The following is a 16,912-nucleotide window of genomic DNA, read 5'->3' as shown; positions in this document are numbered from 1 at the left end:
CCGTCATTTACCAAGCGACGCTATTACTGAAGCAGCTTCAGTACAGCGGATGGCAGTTGGTTGGCCTGCGACAGGATCGCGGTAGCAGCCGACTGCAGGGTTTGTTGCTTGGTCAACTCAGCTGTTTCAGCAGCGAAGTCGGTGTCTTGAACGGTGGAACGTGCAGCGGTGGAGTTTTTCTGAATGTTGGTCAGGTTGTCTACGGTAGTCGTCAGACGGTTCTGAACAGCACCCAGGCCCGAACGTGTGCTGTCGATGCCGCCGATAGCCTTGTCCAGTACCGCGATGGCCGATTGTGCGTTGAAAGCGCTGCTGATGTCGGTCTGTGCAACCGTGGTCTTGGTGGAAGCTGCGGCAGTACCTGTTGCGGCGAACAGACCGGTTACACCGGCACCGTTCAGCGCGTAGCCTTTGGACGAGTCCAGGTTCACAGCACCGGTAGCGATCAGGCCGTCGGCCAGCGCGACGCCGGTACCGTAGGCACCAGCACCGTCTTTGGTAGCAACAGTGATCGAACCGGCGGCAGTGGAGGCACTGAAGCTCAGGTTCTCACCGGAATCGGACTTGACCGACAGGGTGCCTTTGGACTGGTCGTAGTTGACGCTGATGCCCAGCTTGGCGGAGTTGGATTTCAGTTGGTCAGCCAGGCTGGCGGTATCGGTTACACCGGTGAAGGTGGTGGCTTGGCCGCCAACAGTCATGGTGAAGCTGGCAGGCGTGGTCTTGGCGGCAGCACCGACGGTGAATTGAGCTTCAGTGCTGGCCGTAGCGCTCAGGCCACCTACAGCGCCGTTCAGTTGGCTGGCGATGGTTTTGGCCGATGCGCCTGCAGCAACAGTGACACTGGCGGTCTGGCCATTACCGGTCAGGCCGATCACGCCACCGGCAACACCGGAGGTGCTAGGTGCAACGCCGACGCTCTTGATCTGCTGCGAACCGATGTTGTTGGCAGCAACGTTGTCCAGGGACAGGTTGATGGTTTCGTTGGCGTTGGCGCCAACCTGGATGGCTTTGGTACCGTACGAACCGTCGAGCAGCTTCTGGCCACCGAAAGTAGTGGTTTGCGAGATACGGGTCAGTTCCGAAGTCAGCGCCTGGTATTCTTCCTGGTTGGAAGTACGGTCAGCGTCGCTCAGGGAGCCGGTAGCCGAGGACAGTGCCAGGGTACGCATTTTTTGCAGAATGTCGGTCGAAGCCTGCATTGCGCCTTCAGCGGTCTGCGCGATGGAGATACCATCGTTGGCGTTCTTTACAGCTTGGCCCAGGCCGTTGATCTGGCTGGTCAGGCGGTTGGAAATCTGCAGGCCCGAGGCGTTGTCTTTAGCGCTGTTGATGCTCAGACCAGTGGACAGACGCTGCATGGAGGTTTGCAGCGAGTTGGCCGCTTTGCCAAGGCCGTTCTGGGTAGTGATGGAAGCAATGTTGGTGTTTACTGTTAAAGCCATGACGAAATCCTCGATGGATGGATACTGCGGCTTCCGGCCCTGGCAACCGCCGGGTGTGGCCTGAGAACCTACGTAATAGTTATCGTCGTGGTAGCCGGTTGCTTGAGGTTTTTTTTGATTTTTTTTACTAGCCCTGTGCCAGCCCTTGCAATTCAAGCAGTTACTGCTATTGAAAACCCCGGTTTTGTTGGCTTTTCTGGCGTCAAATAAAAAACGCCGATGATCTTTCGATCATCGGCGTTTTTTTTACGCGCCCCTCAAAGGGTCATGGGCGATACAGAATCGCCGAGCCCCAGGACAGACCTACACCAAAACCGCTGATTGCCACACGCTGCCAGGCGGCATTCATCACATGTTTTTCCAGCAGCAAGGGGATGCTCGACGATACGGTATTGCCGGTCTCGACCATGTCCTTGATGAACTTGTCCACCGGCGCATCTTCAAAACGGCGCGCCACCGCGTCAACAATGGCGGCACTGCCCTGGTGAATGCAGAACGCATCGATGTCATCGGCCTTGAGGTCTGACTCATCGAGCAACTCGTGCAAATGCGCCGGCACCTTGAGCAAGGCGAAGTTGAACACTTGGCGGCCATTCATGAAAAACACGCCGTCGCTGACCTTCAGGTGCGGCGCGCCGGAACCGTCGGTGCCGAACTTGGATTTGCCGAGCAACCACTGCGGGTCTTCGCCCATCCAGGTGGCGGTGGCGGCGTCGCCGAACAGCATGGTGGTGTTGCGATCTTCCGGGTCGACGATTTTCGAATACGGGTCGGCAGTGATCAGCAGGCCGTTTTTCAGGCCGGTGGCTTCCATGAAGCCCTTCATCGCATAGATGCCGTAGACATAGCCGGAGCAGCCCAGGGAGATATCGAACGCGGCCACGTGGGTCGGCAGGCCCAGTTTGTCCTGGACGATGGCTGCGGTGTGGGGCAGCCCTTCTTCATCGCCGTTCTGGGTGACGACAATCACCGCGTCGATGGACTCGCGCTTCAAGTCCGGGTTGCCGGCAAACAACGCGTTGACCGCTTCGACACACAGATCGGAGGTTTCCTGCGCGGCATCCTTGCGCGGCAGGAACGCCGAGCCGATCTTGCCAATGATGAATTCCTCATCCTTGGCGAATTTGGCACCCTGGGCGTAGTTATCGATACCGTCCGCCGGCACGTAACTGGCGATGCTTTTAATGCCAATCATTGTGGCTTCCCAATACAAAATAGCTGGAGAACACCCCAGGGCCTGCGCCCGAAGTGCTGACAATAAAAGGGGATAACCCCAAAAAAATTCGCTGAAAGCCGCCTCGCAAGGACCCTGTGACGACTTATCCTTTTCACACGATACAGTGAAGATGCGCTTTATGACTCACAGGTCACTCAATTTTGTGCGCTTTGTGCAAAACTTCCAAACAATTAAGCCCCAAAAACGACAACGGCCCGCCCTGTTTCCAGAGCGGGCCGCTTGACGCAGCGCCACTTACATCTTGCTGAAGAGACTCAACTGCGAGATTTTCACGAAAGCCAGCTGTGAGGCTTGCAGCATGGTTTGCTGCAAGGTCAGGTTGATTGCGGCTTGAGCCGTATCGATATTGCCCAGATCATTCATGGTGCTGGTGTTAGCCAGGCCGACGCTGGTGTTCTCGCTGGTCTGGATGTCCAGTGCGTTCTGCCGCGCACCAATCGATCCGCGTACGTTGTCGACCTGTGTACGGGTATTGCCAAAGTTGGCGATGGAAGCGTCCAGTACATCCTTGAGCTTGACCATCGCCGCTGGATTACCGTCGGCCGGTTGCTCCAGGGCATGGCGCAGCTGGCTGAGGCTATCCAACGCATTCTGTGTCTTTTGTGTCGTTGCAGCGACTGCGAACTGGTCCCCATTTTGGGGCGTACCGCTGACATCAAAGGTCACCCCGGCAGCCGTGACCGTGGTGCCGCCGCCCATGTCACCTGTGGCAATGGCTTTACTGTCAACCGTGTAGGGCTGGGCATACACCTCGTACGCAGTACCGGAGGTGAATTTGACCACCGCACCGCTGTTCGCCGGGAATGTGCTGGCATACGCCGCCTGATTGGTCACCGAGGCGTTGGTCAACTGCGCAGTGGATGGGTTGCTTGGGGTACGGGACACACTGAAGGTGTCCGGCTTGGCGGCCAGACTGAAGGAACGATCCTTGACCAGAGCATCCGCGTTCGGGCCCGGCGCGATATCCTTGAGGTCCAGGGTGATATCGAACTTCACGCCGCGCAGGTTCACGCTGGAACCGCCTTCCTTGGTGGAATCGAAAGTGCCGTTACCCGGAATTTGCGACGTGATGTCGGTACCGCTCTTGTCGGAGATCTTGTATTGGGTGCTGCTGGTAAAGGTCAACGTGTAAGGCTGGCCGTCGGCAAATTGCTTGGTGTAGTCAGTGCCCGATGTCACCAGGCCTGCCGACAGCGCGACTTTATTGTCGTTCGGCACCGGCGCCGTCGCAGGCGGAACGATCGCAGGTGCTATCCAGGTAGACTGGGTGCGTCCCGAATTCGCCGCTCCCCCCATGATGCTCTTGCCGGTATCGCCCGCCTGGATCTTCAGCGTGTCCGACACCTGCAGGCTGAGCGGGGTCTCGTCGCCCTGGTAACTGTAGGAACCATCGCTGTTGCGGCTATACGGTGGGGTCGCCGTCTTGGACCCGGAAAAAAGATAGCTGCCCGCTGCGTCCTTGCTGTTGAGCAAGCCCAGCACCTGATCCTCTATCGCGCCGATTTCCCCGGCAATCGACTTGCGATCGGCATCGCTCAGCGAGCCGCCCGCACGCAAGGCCAGCTCACTGGCTTTCTGCAGCGCGTCGGTGATCGAGCCCAGCACGCTTTCTTCGTTGGTCAGCGAGTTCTTCAAGCTGGTGATGTTGCCGTTGAACTGGCCCAACATGTCTTTCTGCTGCTGCAGCATCAGCAAACGCGCCGCAGCGACCGGGTCATCGGAAGCGGTCTGCACGCGCACGCCGGTGGACGCCTGATCCTGAGCCTTCACCACACTGGAATAATTATCCGAATACTTGGCCGAGCTGGTTTCGAAATATTGAGCAGTTGAAATACGCATCGTCCCAGACTCCCTTAAAGACTATTGATCAGCGTGCTGAAGGTTTCTTGCGCAGCCTTGATGATCTGCGACGACGCGGTGTAGTACTGTTGGAACTTGATCATATCGCCCGCCTCTTCATCCAGGTTGACCTGGGACACCGAGTTGCGCGCATCCTGGTTGGCCTTGAGCAATGCGCCGGTGGCGGTGGTGTCAGTGATGGCGGAGGCGGCCTTGGCGCCGACGGTGGAGACCAGGCGGCTGTTGGCCGCCACCAGGCTCACGCCGCCGCCACTGCCATCGGACAAGCCGAGCGTAGGCTTGGTTTGCAGGTCGAGCAGCGCCTGGGCGTTGCGGTTATCGGACTTGCCCGAGGCGTTGAAGGAAAACGTAGTGCTGTCGCCGGCGGCGGGCAAACCGCCCACGGTGGTATCGAACTTGAAGCTCTTGGCCGGCACCAGCAGTGCGCCGTTGGCATCGCGCATCGGTACGTCGACGGTGATCTTGTTGCTTTGGCCGGGCACGATGGTGCCAGTGCCGATCGGATTGCCCTGGGCATTGCTGAGCGTGTAGCTCTGAGTGCCGTCAGCCGCAGGCTTGCCGAACACCATCTTTACCGGCATCGAATGTTCGATGCCGGTACGCAGTTGCGCCGTGTCGGCGCCACCGTGAATATCGATCGGCAGGGTCAGGGTCGGCGGAGTAAAGCTGCCGGTGCCTTGATTGGTCTTGCTACCCTCGCCCAGCAACGGCCCGGCGAACGCGATTTTGTTGGCGTCGGTCAGCGCGGTGCCGATGTTTGCCGCGCCACTGGCGGTGGGGCTGACCTTGAAACTGTCCCCCGCCGCTATCGGCCCCTTGCCATCCAGGGCCAGCGTGAAACCGTCGATCACCGGAGGCGGCGCGGTGTTGGTGTCGAACGCGCCCATGGCCTTGCCGTCGGAACGCACGACGTTGTAGTTGTTGCCGCTGGTAAAGGTCACTTTGTAGTCGTAGGTCGACAGCTTGCTGGTGTCGCTGATGCTCACGTTCAAGTTGCCGGAGCCGCTGCTGTTGCCCATCGCGCCCTGACTGCGCTGGGCGATGGCGGCCGCGCTGTTGATGTCCTTGAACAGCGACGAACCGAAGTCGCCGTTCAGGTCCAGGCCCTGGCCCAGCTGGCTGTTGACGGTATCGGCAGTCGCCAGGGCGATGCGCCCCAGGTCATTGATGGCCGGCATCAATGCGTCACTGCGATAGCGCAGCAGGCCGCCGATGCTGCCGCCGCTGAGCACGTTGCCCAGGTCGATCGCCGTGCCGCCGCCGGCATTGAGCGCGATGGTGTACTGGCTTGGATCGCTGCTGCCGGGTACCGCCGAAATCGTATTGGCCTGATCGCCCAGCACCAGGGATTGGCCGGTGCCGGTGCTGACGCTGAACACGCCATTTTTTTCACTGGTGGTCACGCCCACCAGTTCATTGAGCGAACGTACCGCTTCGTTGCGTGCATCGAGCAGGTTGGCCGGGGCGCTGCTGCTGGAGCCCTGGGCCAGGGTGATCTGCTTGTTCAGCGACGCAATCGAGGAGGTCAACTGGTTGACCTGGCCGCTCAGGGTGCCCAACTGGCCGTTGATCGACTGTTTCTGCTCGTTCAACTGGCTGGAAATCGAATTGAAACGGTTGCTCAGGGTCTGGGCGCTGCTCAACAGCACTTGCCGGGCGGACACATCGCTGGGGGTGGCCGCCGACGTCTGCACAGCGGCGAAGAACGCACTGAGTACAGAAGACATGCCGGTAGTCTTGTCCGACAGGGTCTTATCGATGGCGCTGGCCTGGCCGGCATACGCCTTGGCGTCGTTGCTCAGCGCCGTGCTGTTCTGGTAGGCCGCATCGAGGAACTCGTTATACACCCGGCGCACATCCGACAGGGTGGTGCCGCTGCCGATGTACACACCGCCGTAGGGGTTGTTGGCATTGGCATTCTGCGTGGTCTGCTGACGCGAATAACCCGAGGTATTGGCGTTGGCGATGTTATTACTCAAGACCGACAGCGATCCTTGAGCGGCATTGAGCCCTGACATCCCGATACTGAGCAAACTCATGGTTCAGACCTTATAAATGTGTGGTTGCGCCAGCGGCAGCGTAGTTCTGGTAACTGTTCATGTTTTTGGCGATCTGCGAAATCTTGCTGGCGTAGGCCGGATCGGTTGCATAACCGGCTTTTTGCAACTCGCGTACAAACTGTTCCGGGTTGTCGGCTGATTTCACAACTTCTTTATAGCGATCATTGCTTTGCAGCAGCGTCACGAGGTCATGGAAGCTGTCCTGATAGGAGCTGTAGGAGCGGAACTGCGCCGTCTCCTTGACCATCGCGCCGTCGCGAAACTCGCTGGTGATCGCCCGGGCCTGGCCGCCCTGCCAGCTCTGGCCGGCCTTGATGCCGAACAGGTTGTGACTGCTGCTGCCGTCTTCGGCGCGCATCACCGATTTACCCCAACCGGTTTCCAGGGCGGCCTGGGCCACCAGGTACTTCGGATCGATACCGATACGCGCGGCGGCGGCCTTGGCCATCGGCAGCATGGTGGCGACGAACTCATCCTGCGAGCTGAAGGCCTTCTTCGCCGGTGCCAGCGGTGGCTGGGCAATGGCGCGGCCGTAGACCTGCATCTTGCCGCTCGGTACGGCAACGCTGCGCGCGCTGCTGTTGATCACGTTGTCATCGGCGGCACTGTTGCGCAGTGGCGCGACCTTGGCTTCAACCTGGGTGCTCGGCACGATGCCCGCGAGCAGGCGGTCGGTCAGTTTGCTTGGCAAGGCGATGCGGCGCTGGTTCATCAGTTCCATGTCGTTGCTGTGGGACGCAACGGCACCGGCCTTGGGCTCGGCGACGCGGTAAGCCCACAACGGACGCTGTCCATTGGAGCGCCCCAACGGCCCCTCAGCCTGGGTGCCGGCGGCAATTTCAGTCGGCACATCGACCTTCTTCACCGTCTCCGCCGTGGCGGGGCCCTGCAAGGTGGCCGCCTGGGCGTCCACCGGCTTGTTCTTCTGCATCTGGCGCATCAGCACGTCCGCCAGGCCAATACCCCCGCCTTCGCGGGACATCGACACCGCCAATTGCTGGTCATACATTTCCTGGTACTGCTTGGCCGCCGACGTGTTCAGCGGGTTGTCCTCGCCCACGGCGTCGGTGGCCGAACGCATGGACTTGAGCATTTCGTTCAAAAACAGCGACTCGAACTCCTGCGCGACCTTGCGCATATTGCCTTCGCTGTTTTTGCCGTCGCCGACCTTGAGCTGGTTCAGCCGGTTCAAGTCGGAGTAAGCCCCCGAGTCCGCCGAACTGATAAGACCGCTCTTGCGCATATCCATGACCATGGCCTCAGATCACAATCAGGTCGGCTTGCAGGGCACCGGCCTGTTTCAGGGCTTCGAGGATCGCCATCAAGTCGCCGGGGGCGGCGCCGACCTGGTTCACCGCGCGGACAATCTCATCCAGGGTGGTGCCGGGACCGAACTTGAACATTGGCTTGGCTTCTTGCTGTGCATTGACCCGCGAGCGCGGGACCACGGCAGTCTGGCCGTTGGACAGGGGCCCAGGCTGGCTGACGATCGGGTCTTCGGTAATGGTCACGGTCAGGCTGCCGTGGGTCACCGCCGCCGGCGAGACCTTGACGTTTTGCCCGATCACGATGGTGCCGGTGCGCGAGTTGATGATGACTTTGGCGATGGCCTGGCCTGGGTCGACCTCGAGGTTTTCCAGGATCGACAGGTAGTCGACGCGCTGGCTTGGGTCCAGCGGCGCAGTGACGCGGATCGAGCCGCCGTCGATGGCCTGGGCCACGCCAGGGCCGAGCATGTCGTTGATCTTGTCGACCACACGCTTGGCGGTGGTGAAGTCGGAACGGTTGAGGTTCAGGGTCAGGCTGTTGCCCTGATTGAAACCGCTCGGCACGGTGCGTTCAACACTGGCACCCCCGGGAATGCGACCGGCCGACGGCACGTTGACGGTGATCTTCGAACCGTCGCGGCCTTCGGCGTCGAACCCGCCCACCACCAGGTTGCCCTGGGCGATGGCGTAGACGTTGCCGTCGATCCCTTTGAGCGGGGTCATCAGCAAGGTGCCGCCCCGCAGGCTTTTGGAGTTGCCGATGGACGCAACGGTGATGTCCACCACCTGGCCTGGCTTGGCGAATGCCGGCAAATCGGCACTGATCGACACCGCCGCGACGTTTTTCAGCTGCACGTTGCCCGAACCCGCGGGCACCTTGATGCCGAACTGCGACAGCATGTTGTTGAAGGTTTGCAGGGTGAACGGGGTCTGGGTGGTCTGGTCACCCGTGCCGCTGAGGCCGACCACCAACCCGTAGCCGATCAACTGGTTGGAGCGCACGCCGGAAATGCTGGCGATGTCTTTCAGGCGTTCGGCTTGGGCGACGGCGCTCAGGGACAGCAACACTACCGCCGCCATCAGTTGCTTGACGTTCAAAATGGCCACCTAGAAAGGGAACAACGGGCTAAGGAAGAAACGGTCGAACCAGCCCGGCTGGCTTGCATCGGCAAACGAACCCGTACCCGAGTAGGTAATGCGCGCATCGGCAATCCGCGTCGACGGCACGGTGTTGTCGGTGGCAATGTCATCGGCGCGGACCATGCCGGCAATGCGCACCAGTTCGTCGCCGGTGTTGAGGGTCATCCATTTTTCACCGCGTATGGCAATGATGCCGTTGGGCAACACGTCGGCCACGGTCACGGTGATCGAACCGGTCAGCGTGTTGCCCTGGGCTGCAGCACTCTTGCCGTTGGTGGCACGGTCGCCGCTGTAACCGGCGTCGAGGCTCAGGTCGCCACTGCCCAACGGGTTATTGGTGTTGGGCACGCCGCCGAACAACGATGTCAGGCCCAGTTTGGCTTTGCTGGTCTTGCCGATCTGCGAGTTGGCATTCTTGCTGGCCTGGGTGCGCTCGTTCAGGGTAATGGTGATGATGTCCCCGACCCGGAACGCCTTGCGGTCGCTGTACAGGTTCTGCTCGAAACCGGCCTGGTAGATCGAGCCATTGTTGGCCGCCGCCGGCAACGGTGTGCGCGGCAACACCGGCGCGTAGTACGGGTCATTGGGTTTCGGCGACGGGGCGACACAGCCCGCAAGCACGGCGATCCCACTCAATGCCAGAACAGAAACAAAGCGATTCATGACCCTAACCTCACGGTGTTACAGGCGCTTGAAGGGCGCCCCATAGACTGATTACAAATTCTGCGTGACGAACGAAAGCATCTTGTCGGCGGTGGAGATCACCTTGGAGTTCATCTCGTAGGCACGCTGGGTGGTGATCATGTTGACCATCTCCTCAACCGTGCTGACGTTGGACGTTTCCAGGGTGCTCTGCAGCGTGGTGCCGAAACCGTTCAGGCCCGGCGTGCCGATTTGCGGCGCGCCGCTGGAGGCGGTTTCCAGGAACAGGTTGTTGCCCATGGCCTGCAGGCCGGCCGGGTTGATGAAGTCGGCGGTTTGCAGGTTGCCGATCACTTGCGACGCCGGGTTACCGGCCACGGTGATGGACACGGTGCCGTCGTTGCCGACCGTGAAGGTCTTGGCGTCCGCCGGAACCACAACGGCAGGCTGCAGGGCGAAACCGTTGGATGTCACGATCTGGCCGTTGGAGTCCAGGTGGAAGGTGCCGTCACGGGTGTAGGACGTGGTCCCATCCGGTTGCAGGATCTGGAAGAAACCACGGCCGTTGATCGCCATGTCCAGCGGCTGGCCAGTCTGCTGCAGGTTACCGGCGCTGAAATTCTTCTGGGTGCCGACGATCTGCACACCGGTACCCAGTTGCAGGCCGGACGGCAGCTGGCTGTCCTGGGTCGACTGGGCGCCTGGCTGTTTCTTGATCTGATAGAGCAAGTCCTGGAACTCGGCACGGTCACGTTTGAAGCCCGTGGTCGACACGTTGGCCAAGTTGTTGGAAATGGTGGTCAGGTTGGTGTCCTGGGCGGACAGACCTGTTTTGGCAACCCATAGAGCCGGAAGCATGCTGTTCTCCTCTGTGCGCCTGTTTGTTGGCGCGGTGCTGCGTTGTTTGTTTAAAAGCCGACCAGGGCGCTTAGCTCATCTGCATGACGCGCGTCATGGCCTGGTCGCCTTCTTTAGCGCTGTTCATCATCTTGATGTGCAGCTCGAACTGCTTGGAGAGCGCCAGCACCGCGGTCATTTCCTCAACGGCATTGACGTTGCTCGCCTGGAGGAAGCCCGAGGTCAGCTTGACGTTCGCATCAGCCTGGGCCGGCCTGCCATCCATGGTGTGGATGGTGCCGTCCAGGCCCTTGGTCATGTTCTTGAGGTCCGGCTGGACCATCTTGATGCGGTCCACCTCCGCCATTACCCGCGGGCCTTCGCCCATGGAGCGGATGCTGATGGTGCCGTCCGAACCCACTTCGATTTTCTGCTGGGGCGGCACGGCAATCGGGCCGCCGTTGCCCATGATCGGCATGCCGTTGCCGGCGCGCAGTACGCCCAGCGCATCCACGTTCATGCTGGCGCTGCGCACGTAGGCTTCGCCGCCATCGGGCGTTTGCACGGCCATCCAGCCGTCGCCGTTGACGGCCACATCCAGGTCACGCCCGGTTTCGATCATCGCGCCGGGGGTGAAGTCCGTGGCCGGCCGCTCGGTCAGGGCAAAGGCCCGCGCCGGAAAGCTGTCACCGAACACCGGCATCGACCGCGCCTGCTCCAGGTCGCGCTGGAAACCATTGGTGGAAATGTTCGCCAGATTGTTGGCATGGGCCTTCTGCGCCAGAGCATTCTGGCTGGCGCCGGTCATTGCCACATAAAGGTACTTGTCCACGCTCTATCCTCTTTCTGACGGACGCTTGCCGTCCACCGATGTACTGAGGAGACTTAAGCAATTTGCGAACCAACTTTCAAAAATAGGTCGGAGTCCAGCAACGGCGGGGGTTTGCGCGCAGGCGTCTGAAAATAGCGAGGGAGGGATAGTCGAAAAAACGGCGGACTACTGCCGCTTTCGGCAACGACGCAGATTAAATGTGGGAGGGGGCTTGCCCCCGATGGCAGTCTGTCAGTCAGATCACTCTTGCTGACACACCGCTATCGGGGGCAAGTCGAATCGTCGCACCGCCCCTCCCACATTGGTTATTTGTCGGTCTTGAGGATTTCATAGTCGCGCAGTTTGTTGGCGACGGTGGTGTGGGAAACCCCCAGGCGCTTGCCCAATTGCCGGCTGCTCGGATGCTCCGCATACAGGCTTTCCAACACCGCCTTTTCAAACCGCCCGACGATGTCTTCCAACCCGCCCTCCAGCGAAAAATCGCCAAGCGGCTGGCGCACGCCATAATCGGGCAGGCGAATATGCTCAACCTTGACCGTCCCGCCTTCGCACAACGAAACGGCCTGGAACAGCACATTTTCCAACTGGCGCACATTGCCCGGCCAGTGATAGTGGCTGAGCTTGTCCATCGCGGCAGGCGCCAATTTGGGCAGCGGGCAACCGATCTGCCGGCTGGCCTGGTCGAGAAAATGCTCGACCAATGGCGCCAGCCCATCAAGGCATTCGCGCAACGGCGGGATATGCAGCGAAAGCACGTTCAAGCGGTGATACAGGTCCTGGCGGAATTCGCCACGTGCGCACAGTTCGGACAAATCGACCTGGGTCGCACAGATCACCCGAACGTCGAGGTACACCTCTTCATCACTGCCCACGCGACGAAAGCATCCATCCTGCAAAAAGCGCAGCAGCTTCACCTGCAGGCGTGCGCTCATTTCCCCTACGCCGTCGAGAAACAACGTACCGCCCGCCGTCAGCTCCAGCAGCCCCAGCTTGCCTTCGGCCCGCGCGCCTTCGAACGCGCCGGGGCCGTAGCCGAACAGCTCGGTCTCGGCCATCGACTCCGGCAAGCCCGCACAGTTGAGCGCCATCAAGGGCGACTGGCCACGCGGGCTCGCCAGGTGACAGGCCCGCGCCAGCAACTCTTTGCCGGTGCCGGTTTCGCCTTCTATTAATAGAGGCGCATCCAGCGGCGCCATGCGCCGCGCCTCACGCACCACCGCCGCCATGACTTTGGAGCTTTGAAAAATGCTGTCGAAGCCGCGCAGTTCCTGCTTGCGTACATTGTAGATACGCTCGCCTACACGGTCGGCGCGGTGCAGGGTCAACACCGCGCCGGCCATGGCTTCGCTGTCGTCGTGTTCAGAGGATTGCAGCGGCGCGATATCGGCCAGGAACACATCGCCCTTGACCTTGACCCGCAGGCCGTTGATCCGCGACTTGCTCGCGCGCACCAACTCCGGCAAATCGAAATCCTCGGCGTAGCGCGACAGCGGAATGCCCGGCACTTCGTCCACGCGCACACCCAGCAACTGCGCCGCCGCCCGGTTAGCGGCGACGATCGAGCCGCCCATGTCGATGGACAGCACCGGAAACTCGAGGGCCCCCAGCAGCGCATTGAGCTCCATATGCCGACGTTCGCTGGGCATCAGCCCTACCCTTTTAACGCCGAATACCCCGGCTATCGCCTCGAACTGCGGGCGCAACGCCTGGAACTGCATGTTCACCAGGTTCGGGCAGAACAGGTAGATGGCATTGCCATGCTCCCCGCCGACCTCGCCCTTGGCCACGTTGACGCCGTACTCCACCAGCAGGTTGAGAATGTCCCGCAGGATGCCGATGCGGTTCTGGCAATGCACTTTGATACGCATGAAAAGGCCCGAAAGTGAGTAAGGCGCCGCGCCTTTTTTGTCGCCGGGCGCAGAAAGTCGTCAAGATTATGTGACAGTACGCAGGGTTTTCCCAGCCCATGGCTGCGGCGAGCCCCGGATACGTAACGAATAGTTTACGAAATGCAGTAACTTTTCCTACGCAAAGGCTTTTGAACCCGGTGGAAACCCGTCGCGCGCGGGTTATCAATAGAGACACAGCAGGACATAACAAGAACGAATGCCTAGCAGGAGAGCCGTATGAAGCAGACGCACTACGTGGCCCGCGAGCCCGATGCGCAAGGTTTTATCCACTACCCGCCGGAAGAACACGCGGTGTGGAATACCCTGATCACGCGCCAGTTGAAAGTGATTGAGGGCCGTGCCTGCCAGGAATACCTGGACGGCATCGACAAACTCGGCCTGCCCCTGGATCGCATCCCGCAACTGGGCGAAATAAACAAAGTGTTGGCCGACACCACCGGCTGGCAAGTCGCCCGCGTGCCGGCGCTGATCCCCTTCCAGACCTTCTTCGAATTACTCGCCAGCAAGCAGTTTCCGGTGGCGACCTTTATTCGTACCCGCGAAGAACTGGACTACCTGCAAGAGCCGGATATTTTCCACGAGATTTTTGGTCACTGCCCGCTGCTGACCAACCCCTGGTTCGCCGAATTCACCCATACCTACGGCAAACTCGGCCTGGCGGCCACCAAGGAGCAACGGGTGTACCTGGCGCGCCTGTACTGGATGACCATCGAGTTCGGCCTGGTGAACACACCCGAAGGCCTGCGCATCTACGGTGGCGGCATTCTGTCTTCGCCCAAGGAAAGTGTGTATTGCCTGTCGGATGAGCCTGAACGCCAGGCGTTCGATCCGCTGGAGGCGATGCGCACGCCCTATCGCATCGACATCCTGCAGCCGTTGTACTTCGTTTTGCCCGAGCTCAAGCGCCTGTTCGACGTGGCGCAGGAAGACATCATGGGCATGGTCGAGCGTGGTATGCAGTTGGGCCTGCACGCACCGAAATTTCCGCCAAAGCCCAAGGCTGCTTGAGCTGTGCCTTTTTAGGCCAAGTGAGTCTGTTCCCCGGCCCCGCGTTGCTTTAGGGTAGCACCACTGACCTTCAATCATTCGAATTCAGGACACCTTCATGACCACCTTGAACCAAGCCCATTGCGAAGCCTGCCGCGCCGACGCCCCGCAAGTCAGCGATGAAGAACTGCCGGTGCTGATCAAACAGATCCCCGACTGGAACATCGAAGTGCGCGACGGCGTGATGCAATTGGAAAAGGTTTTCCTGTTCAAGAACTTCAAGTTCGCCCTGGCCTTCACCAACGCCGTGGGTGACATCGCCGAAGCCGAAGGCCATCACCCGGGCCTGCTCACCGAATGGGGCAAGGTCACCGTGACCTGGTGGAGCCACTCCATCAAGGGCCTGCACCGCAACGACTTCATCATGGCCGCACGTACCGATGAAGTGGCCAAGAGCGCCGAGGGCCGCAAGTAATGCACTTCGATGCGATTGGCCGCGTGCCCGGCGACCCGATTCTCGGGCTGATGGACCTGTTCGCCCAGGATACCAACCCGCACAAATTCGACCTGGGCGTGGGCGTCTACAAGGACGACCAGGGCCTGACGCCGATCCCGGACTCGGTAAAACGTGCCGAGCAGCGCCTGGTCGATACCCAGGCCACCAAGACTTACATTGGCGGGCACGGCAATGCCGCCTTCGGCGCACTGATCAGCGAACTGGTGCTGGGCGCCGATTCGGCGTTGATCGCCGAACGCCGTGCCGGCGCCACCCAGACGCCAGGGGGCACCGGCGCCCTGCGCCTGAGCGCCGACTTTATCGCCCAGAGCCTGCCTGGCCGTGGCGTGTGGCTGAGCAATCCGACCTGGCCGATCCACGAATCCATTTTCGCCAAGGCCGGGCTCAAGGTCAGCCATTACCCGTACGTGGGCAGCGACAATCGCCTGGACGTGGCGGCGATGCTGGCCACCCTGAGCAGTGTGCCCAAGGGCGATGTGGTGCTGCTGCACGCCTGCTGCCACAACCCGACCGGGTTCGACCTGTCCCGGGATGACTGGCGTCAGGTGCTGCAGATTGTGCGCGAGCGCCAATTGCTGCCGCTGATCGACTTCGCCTACCAGGGCTTCGGCGACGGCCTGGAGCAGGACGCCTGGGCGGTGCGCCTGTTTGCCGCCGAGCTGCCGGAAGTATTGATCACCAGTTCGTGCTCGAAGAACTTCGGTTTGTATTGCGACCGCGTGGGTGCACTGATCGTGTGTGCGGCGGATGCCGAGAAGCTCACGGACGTGCGCAGCCAGCTCGCCAATACGGCGCGTAACCTGTGGTCGACGCCGCCGGATCATGGTGCAGCCGTGGTGGCGACCATCCTTGGCGACGCCGAGCTCAAGCAGCAGTGGAGCGACGAAGTCGAAGCCATGCGCTCACGCATCGCGCAACTGCGCGCCGGGCTGGTGGAAGCGCTGGCGCCCCACGGCCTGGCCGAGCAGTTTGCCCATATCGGCACCCAGCGCGGGATGTTCTCCTACACCGGTTTGAGTGCCGAGCAGGTCAGGCAACTGCGGGAGAAGCACAGTGTGTACATGGTCAGTTCGGGTCGGGCCAATGTGGCCGGGGTTGATGCCACACGGCTGACGCTACTGGCCCAAGCCATCGCCGACGTCTCAAGCTGACGAAACCGAGGCCAAATGTGGGAGGGGGCTTGCCCTAACATGTGTAGGAGCGAGCTTGCTCGCGAAAAACTCACAGGCAACGCGTTCATTCAGGAAGCACGCGTTATCGTTGACGTTTTTCGCGAGCAAGCTCGCTCCTACAGGCGTCAGGGCTTGCCCCCTCCCACATTTGACCCAGTCAAGACTTCAGGTTGTGACCATCTCAGCCTTGAGCAGCGCCTCTTTGGCCTGCGCATCCGCCAACCGATACAACTCGATATGCCCATCCCAGTGCTCGATCAACGCCGTGCACGATTCCACCCAATCCCCGCAGTTCAGGTAATCCACCTCGCCCACCTTGCGGATCTCGGCATGATGGATATGCCCGCACACCACCCCATGCAGCTCACGCTTGGTCACCTCGTGGGCGATGGCCTCTTCGAAATCGCTGATAAAACTCACCGCGGTTTTCACCTTGTGCTTCAAGTACGCCGACAGCGACCAATAACCGTAGCCATAGCGCGCCCGCCAATGATTGAGCCAGCGGTTCAGGGTCAGGGTGAATTCGTAGGCCGAGTCCCCCAGGAAGGCGAGCCAGCGGTGGTAACGGGTGATCACGTCGAACTGATCGCCGTGAATCACCAGCAGATGACGACCGTCCGCCGTGACATGCACCGCCTCGTCCACCAGCTGGATATTGCCCAGGATCAGCTTGGAATAGCGCCTGAGAAATTCGTCATGGTTACCGGTGACATAGATCACCTCGGTGCCGCGCTTGGCCATGGTCAGCAGGCGACGAATCACGTTGGTGTGAGCCTGGGGCCAGTACATGCCGCCACGCATTTTCCAACCATCGATAATGTCGCCCACCAGGTACACCTTGTCGGCGTGATAACCCTTGAGAAACTGCGATAGATGCTCGGCCTGGCAGTCCCGAGTGCCCAGATGCACGTCGGAAATCCACAGGGTTCGCACCCGTTGCTTGCGGCTGGGCTTGGCGAATTCGGCACGGGTCATGGGTGTCCCTCGACGCTGTTTTCGCGAGCT

Annotated in this window: 14 protein-coding genes; 3 read left to right on the top strand and 11 right to left on the bottom strand. The window is 60.7% G+C overall.

The genetic code is table 11. From position 1 onward, the window contains the following. Positions 1–23: 23 nt before the first annotated feature. From BFP89_RS05560 to BFP89_RS05515, 10 genes are all read right to left on the bottom strand, one after another. Positions 24–1,445, bottom strand: coding sequence for a flagellin N-terminal helical domain-containing protein (locus BFP89_RS05560; RefSeq protein WP_065884538.1), 1,422 nt, complete (start codon positions 1,443–1,445; stop codon positions 24–26). Between the two features lie 265 nt (positions 1,446–1,710). Next, a complete protein-coding gene (locus BFP89_RS05555) occupies positions 1,711–2,640 on the bottom strand; it encodes a ketoacyl-ACP synthase III (RefSeq protein WP_065884537.1) in 930 nt (309 codons plus the stop codon). Positions 2,641–2,916: 276 nt separating this feature from the next. Further along, positions 2,917–4,521: a flagellar hook-associated protein 3 gene (locus tag BFP89_RS05550; RefSeq protein WP_065884536.1), complete on the bottom strand. Its 1,605-nt coding sequence runs from the start codon at positions 4,519–4,521 to the stop codon at positions 2,917–2,919. Between the two features lie 14 nt (positions 4,522–4,535). Further along, positions 4,536–6,581, bottom strand: a complete 2,046-nt coding sequence (gene flgK, locus BFP89_RS05545; RefSeq protein ID WP_065884535.1) for a flagellar hook-associated protein FlgK — start codon at positions 6,579–6,581, stop codon at positions 4,536–4,538. A gap of 10 nt (positions 6,582–6,591) precedes the next feature. Beyond that, complete coding sequence (gene flgJ, locus BFP89_RS05540) at positions 6,592–7,857, bottom strand: flagellar assembly peptidoglycan hydrolase FlgJ (RefSeq protein ID WP_065884534.1); 1,266 nt, start codon at positions 7,855–7,857, stop codon at positions 6,592–6,594. A 4-nt stretch (positions 7,858–7,861) separates the two neighbouring features. Further along, positions 7,862–8,950 carry a flagellar basal body P-ring protein FlgI gene (locus BFP89_RS05535; RefSeq protein ID WP_163001578.1) on the bottom strand — a complete coding sequence of 363 codons (1,089 nt, stop codon included), beginning with the start codon at positions 8,948–8,950 and terminating at the stop codon, positions 7,862–7,864. A gap of 27 nt (positions 8,951–8,977) precedes the next feature. After that, positions 8,978–9,673 carry a flagellar basal body L-ring protein FlgH gene (flgH, locus tag BFP89_RS05530; protein WP_065884533.1) on the bottom strand — a complete coding sequence of 232 codons (696 nt, stop codon included), beginning with the start codon at positions 9,671–9,673 and terminating at the stop codon, positions 8,978–8,980. A gap of 51 nt (positions 9,674–9,724) precedes the next feature. Then, positions 9,725–10,510 carry a flagellar basal-body rod protein FlgG gene (flgG, locus tag BFP89_RS05525; RefSeq protein WP_065884532.1) on the bottom strand — a complete coding sequence of 262 codons (786 nt, stop codon included), beginning with the start codon at positions 10,508–10,510 and terminating at the stop codon, positions 9,725–9,727. A gap of 70 nt (positions 10,511–10,580) precedes the next feature. Further along, on the bottom strand, positions 10,581–11,321 hold the full coding sequence (locus BFP89_RS05520) for a flagellar basal body rod protein FlgF (RefSeq protein WP_065884531.1): 741 nt from the start codon (positions 11,319–11,321) through the stop codon (positions 10,581–10,583). A gap of 305 nt (positions 11,322–11,626) precedes the next feature. Next, on the bottom strand, positions 11,627–13,189 hold the full coding sequence (locus tag BFP89_RS05515) for a sigma-54-dependent transcriptional regulator (protein WP_065884530.1): 1,563 nt from the start codon (positions 13,187–13,189) through the stop codon (positions 11,627–11,629). Between the two features lie 258 nt (positions 13,190–13,447). Between BFP89_RS05515 and phhA the strand changes: the two genes are divergently transcribed. From phhA to BFP89_RS05500, 3 genes are all read left to right on the top strand, one after another. Next, positions 13,448–14,239 (top strand): phenylalanine 4-monooxygenase, encoded by a 792-nt coding sequence (gene phhA / locus BFP89_RS05510; protein WP_065884529.1) that lies wholly within the window; start codon positions 13,448–13,450, stop codon positions 14,237–14,239. A gap of 97 nt (positions 14,240–14,336) precedes the next feature. After that, positions 14,337–14,693, top strand: a complete 357-nt coding sequence (locus tag BFP89_RS05505; protein ID WP_065884528.1) for a 4a-hydroxytetrahydrobiopterin dehydratase — start codon at positions 14,337–14,339, stop codon at positions 14,691–14,693. Then, positions 14,693–15,886: an amino acid aminotransferase gene (locus BFP89_RS05500; RefSeq protein ID WP_065884527.1), complete on the top strand. Its 1,194-nt coding sequence runs from the start codon at positions 14,693–14,695 to the stop codon at positions 15,884–15,886. Before BFP89_RS05505 ends, BFP89_RS05500 begins: the two co-directional genes overlap by 1 nt. A gap of 186 nt (positions 15,887–16,072) precedes the next feature. Here the strand turns inward: BFP89_RS05500 and BFP89_RS05495 are convergent, their stop codons facing one another. Then, positions 16,073–16,882 carry a UDP-2,3-diacylglucosamine diphosphatase gene (locus BFP89_RS05495; RefSeq protein ID WP_065884526.1) on the bottom strand — a complete coding sequence of 270 codons (810 nt, stop codon included), beginning with the start codon at positions 16,880–16,882 and terminating at the stop codon, positions 16,073–16,075. Between the last annotated feature and the right edge of the window lie 30 nt (positions 16,883–16,912).

Source organism: Pseudomonas sp. 31 R 17 (assembly GCF_900004915.1).
GTDB lineage: Bacteria > Pseudomonadota > Gammaproteobacteria > Pseudomonadales > Pseudomonadaceae > Aquipseudomonas > Aquipseudomonas orientalis_A.
This window is presented reverse-complemented; position numbering and strand designations above follow the sequence as displayed.

Bases quoted from the DNA above. Each gene is read 5' to 3' on its own strand.
- BFP89_RS05500 (WP_065884527.1), top strand. From the start codon at position 14,693: ATGCACTTCGATGCGATTGGCCGCGTGCCCGGCGACCCGATTCTCGGG.
- BFP89_RS05505 (WP_065884528.1), top strand. From the start codon at position 14,337: ATGACCACCTTGAACCAAGCCCATTGCGAAGCCTGCCGCGCCGACGCC.
- flgG (WP_065884532.1), bottom strand. From the start codon at position 10,510: ATGCTTCCGGCTCTATGGGTTGCCAAAACAGGTCTGTCCGCCCAGGAC.
- BFP89_RS05555 (WP_065884537.1), bottom strand. From the start codon at position 2,640: ATGATTGGCATTAAAAGCATCGCCAGTTACGTGCCGGCGGACGGTATC.
- phhA (WP_065884529.1), top strand. From the start codon at position 13,448: ATGAAGCAGACGCACTACGTGGCCCGCGAGCCCGATGCGCAAGGTTTT.
- BFP89_RS05495 (WP_065884526.1), bottom strand. From the start codon at position 16,882: ATGACCCGTGCCGAATTCGCCAAGCCCAGCCGCAAGCAACGGGTGCGA.
- flgH (WP_065884533.1), bottom strand. From the start codon at position 9,673: ATGAATCGCTTTGTTTCTGTTCTGGCATTGAGTGGGATCGCCGTGCTT.
- flgK (WP_065884535.1), bottom strand. From the start codon at position 6,581: ATGAGTTTGCTCAGTATCGGGATGTCAGGGCTCAATGCCGCTCAAGGA.
- BFP89_RS05515 (WP_065884530.1), bottom strand. From the start codon at position 13,189: ATGCGTATCAAAGTGCATTGCCAGAACCGCATCGGCATCCTGCGGGAC.
- BFP89_RS05550 (WP_065884536.1), bottom strand. From the start codon at position 4,521: ATGCGTATTTCAACTGCTCAATATTTCGAAACCAGCTCGGCCAAGTAT.
- BFP89_RS05560 (WP_065884538.1), bottom strand. From the start codon at position 1,445: ATGGCTTTAACAGTAAACACCAACATTGCTTCCATCACTACCCAGAAC.
- BFP89_RS05535 (WP_163001578.1), bottom strand. From the start codon at position 8,950: ATGGCGGCGGTAGTGTTGCTGTCCCTGAGCGCCGTCGCCCAAGCCGAA.
- flgJ (WP_065884534.1), bottom strand. From the start codon at position 7,857: ATGGTCATGGATATGCGCAAGAGCGGTCTTATCAGTTCGGCGGACTCG.